General features: G+C 39.1%; 3 protein-coding genes. All 3 read left to right on the top strand.

The features are described 5' to 3' along the window. Positions 1-247 precede the first annotated feature (247 nt). The 3 genes from IBX50_RS18675 to IBX50_RS18685 are packed head-to-tail and all read left to right on the top strand — an operon-like array spanning position 248 to position 3,285. On the top strand, positions 248-1,333 hold the full coding sequence (locus IBX50_RS18675) for an EpsG family protein (protein ID WP_292257910.1): 1,086 nt from the start codon (positions 248-250) through the stop codon (positions 1,331-1,333). Positions 1,334-1,339: 6 nt separating this feature from the next. Further along, positions 1,340-2,470 (top strand): glycosyltransferase, encoded by a 1,131-nt coding sequence (locus tag IBX50_RS18680; protein ID WP_292257911.1) that lies wholly within the window; start codon positions 1,340-1,342, stop codon positions 2,468-2,470. Next, the gene (locus tag IBX50_RS18685; protein WP_292257912.1) at positions 2,467-3,285 is read left to right on the top strand and encodes a glycosyltransferase; all 819 of its coding nucleotides are present in this window, start codon (positions 2,467-2,469) and stop codon (positions 3,283-3,285) included. The genes IBX50_RS18680 and IBX50_RS18685 overlap by 4 nt, the downstream gene beginning before the upstream one ends. The last annotated feature ends 80 nt before the right edge of the window (positions 3,286-3,365 follow it).

Below are 3,365 nucleotides of genomic sequence, written 5' to 3' on the forward strand. Positions count from 1 at the left end.
GCAGCAGGTCGCTTGTTGTATCGGATATATTTGGTTTCTGCTTGGTATAATAAAAAGGGTTTATAATCTATGCGGCTCTTGGTGACTTTATAATGAATAAAATAACATCTGGATACAGTTCTCACAGCATAAGAGATTTCACCCATTTTCACTGATTGGAGCTTCGATTTAACGAGGCTACGGTTTTTATAGGTGCTCAGCACAATGAATCAATTACAATATTATCATAGTATGAGAGGGCGCTAAATTGATTTATATAAGTCTTTTCTTTTCTACTCTGCTTGCATCTTTTACAAGTATTTCAAAAGAGTTCCCATCTAAAAAAGCATACCTTTTTTTGTGTATTGTCATATTTTTTGTTGTTGCGCTGCGCTATGCATCTACTGATTATTTTGGTTATCTTAGAATATATGAAGGTGTTGGGGATTTTTCAAAGTTAGGTTTATTTATTTATGATCTAAATGCAAGTACCCCGGTTGAGACAGGTTTTGCATTAGTTATAATGCTCGAAAAATTTATTTTTGGTCACTATTTTATATTTGTTGCAATTTTTTCTTTTTTAAGTCTTCTGATAAAGTTTTCAGCTTTTAAAAAGCTTTCCCCTTATCTTGTTCTTAGTCTGCTAATTTACCTGAGTGATGAGTACTTCTGGAAAGACTTAGGGCAGATTCGAAATGCTATGGCGTCTGGCATTGTTTTGTGGGCATTTTATCATGCTTATTACAGAAGATTTTGGCATTTTTTGATTTTGGTTTTTGCTGCAATGCTTTTTCATAGTGCTGCGATTGCAGCTTTACCTTTCTACTTTATAAGATATTTTAAGTCATCTTTTTTTCTTACAAGTGCACTATTTTTTTCCATTTTTTTTGTCGCACTTTTTGGTGGGTTTGGCAAGTTAATACCAGAAGTTGCAATACAATTAGGTTATTCTGAAAATTCGCGGATCGTTAAGTATGCTTCAAGCCAGTATGTTGATGGTGTTTCGGCCTTTGGTGGGACCTTTAGCCTACAGTTTTTAATATGTGCTCTGCTTTTGCTCTTCTACAAGAAGCTTTCTGAAAAGTGGGTCTATAATAGTTTTTTGATTCCGGTTTATATTTACTCGTCCTGCCTTTTTTTTCTGTTTATTGATTATGGGATCATAGGTGGAAGAATTAGAGAAATGTTGGCTGTGCCAGTTGCCTGTGTAGTCATCCCAAGTTTCGTGCTGCTTTTTCGTGGCTATTCAAAAATTCTTCCTTATTCTGCTATAGTGGTATATTGCTTAATTTGGTTCTCTATAATGATGCGTGGTCGTGCCCCTTATCAAAGTATTTTACAGTTTTTGTTTTGAGGTTTTATGAAAAAGATTGTTTATATAGTAAGCACGTTGAAGCGAACCGGCCCAACAAGCCAACTCTTTAATCTGATTAAATACCTTGATCGATCGCAGTTTGAACCCCACCTGATCACTTTGTCACCCGAGCCAGCAGATAGTCGTTGGAGCGATTATGAAGCACTTGGAGTTCAGCTCCATAGCTTGAATCTATCTCGATTGTTTGGTGTGTTTTTGGGTAAAAAGCAGTTAGGTAAGCTTATTGGCAAGATAAAGCCTGACCTCATTCATACCCAGGGTATTCGTGGTGATGTGCTTTCTTCAGGTATTCTTGGCAATATACCAAAAATTTGTACTATTCGTAATATCCCTCAAAAAGATTATCCTATGACGTATGGGAAGTTTGTTGCTGGCCTTATGCTTTGGCGGCACAAAAGAGCGATGCGCAAGCTTACTCTGTGTGTGGGTGTGTCTAGAGCTGTTAGTGATAACCTACAGCAATGCTTTGGCTTTTATAATATCAGTACAGTTCAAAATGGTGTTGATACTGAGCTATATAACCTGGCAGGAAATATAGAAAAAGAAGTTTTGCGTAAAAATATTGGCCTTCCTCAAGAAGGAAGCCTATGGATTTCTTCTGGCCACCTAAGTGCCCGTAAAGATCCACTGTTTTTAATTGATGCCTGGAAACGTCCCGGTTATGTTGATCAAAGCAATCATTTAATCTTTATTGGCAGTGGTTTGCTTGATCAGGAATGTAGGGCCGCGGCTGATGGCTGCGCAAATATTCATGTCTTGGGGCGCGTGACAAATGTAGCCGATTACCTCAAAGCTTGTGATTACTTTGTTTCAGCTTCTCAAGCTGAAGGCTTGCCTAATGCAGTGCTTGAAGCTATGGCTTGTGGCCTTCCAGTGCTGCTGTCGGATATTGAGCCTCATAAGGAAATTGTTGCTATGTCTGAAAAGTCTGGACTTCTTTTTAGACTGGGTGATGAAATAAGCTTCCATGAAGAGTTCGAGAAGTTGTGTGATGATGACAGGGAGGCTCGGTCATCTGCAGCGTTATCTTTAGTGAATGATTCACTTTCTGCTTCTATTATGTCAGAAAATTACCAAAAACTTTATAATGAACTTATAGAAGGCAGTACTAATTGAGTTTTTCAGTTCTCTTATCCGTTTACGCAAAAGAGCAGCCTGATTATTTTAATCAGGCTTTTTTAAGCATTTGGGATCAGCAGACCCTTAAGCCCAATCAAATCGTCTTGGTTAAAGACGGCCCTTTAACCGCAGAGCTGGATGCTGAAATCCAGCACTGGCAAGAAAAGCTCGGTGAAGTGCTAACCTTGATTGAGCTGCCTGAAAATGTTGGCTTGGGAGCAGCCTTGAATGAGGGTTTGAAAGCCTGCAAGTATGAACTAGTCGCTCGGATGGATACGGATGATATCTCCTTGCCAGATCGCTTTGAAAAGCAAGTCACGTTTATGCAAGCTCAACCTGATGTGGCTGCTTCCAGTGCTTTTTTGGAAGAATTTGATCCTACATTAACTATTTCACAAGGTAGCAGGCAGTTGCCACTTACTCATGATGAGATTGTTAGCTTCGGTAAAAGGCGTAGTCCACTGAACCATATTCCAGCAATTTTTAGAAAGTCGGTTGTTCAAGGTGTGGGTGGTTACCCACCGCTACGTAATGCGCAAGACTATGGTTTATGGTCATTGCTGATTGTTAAAGGTTATCGGCTTGCAAATTTGCCTGAAACTTTGGCACACATACGCGCAGGCGAAGGGCTGATAGAGAGGCGTGGCCTTTCTTTTTTGAGACGTGAAATACAGTTACTTTTATTTCAGAAAAGAATTGGTTATCTCAATAGTTTCGATTTTTCTTTCAATTTTTTAGCAAGATCTGTTGTTCGATTGTCGCCAGTATTTATAAAGCGATTTGCGTATAGACTCGTAAGGAATAGGAAATAATTTATGACTGTAAACTCACTCAAAGTGGCCGTGATTGGCCTGGGCTATGTCGGCTTACCTCTGGCTGTGGAGTTTGGTAA

The sequence above is a fragment of the Marinospirillum sp. genome (assembly GCF_014859565.1).

Coding starts and splice junctions, on each gene's coding strand:
- IBX50_RS18680 (WP_292257911.1), top strand. CDS start 1,340: ATGAAAAAGATTGTTTATATAGTAAGCACGTTGAAGCGAACCGGCCCA.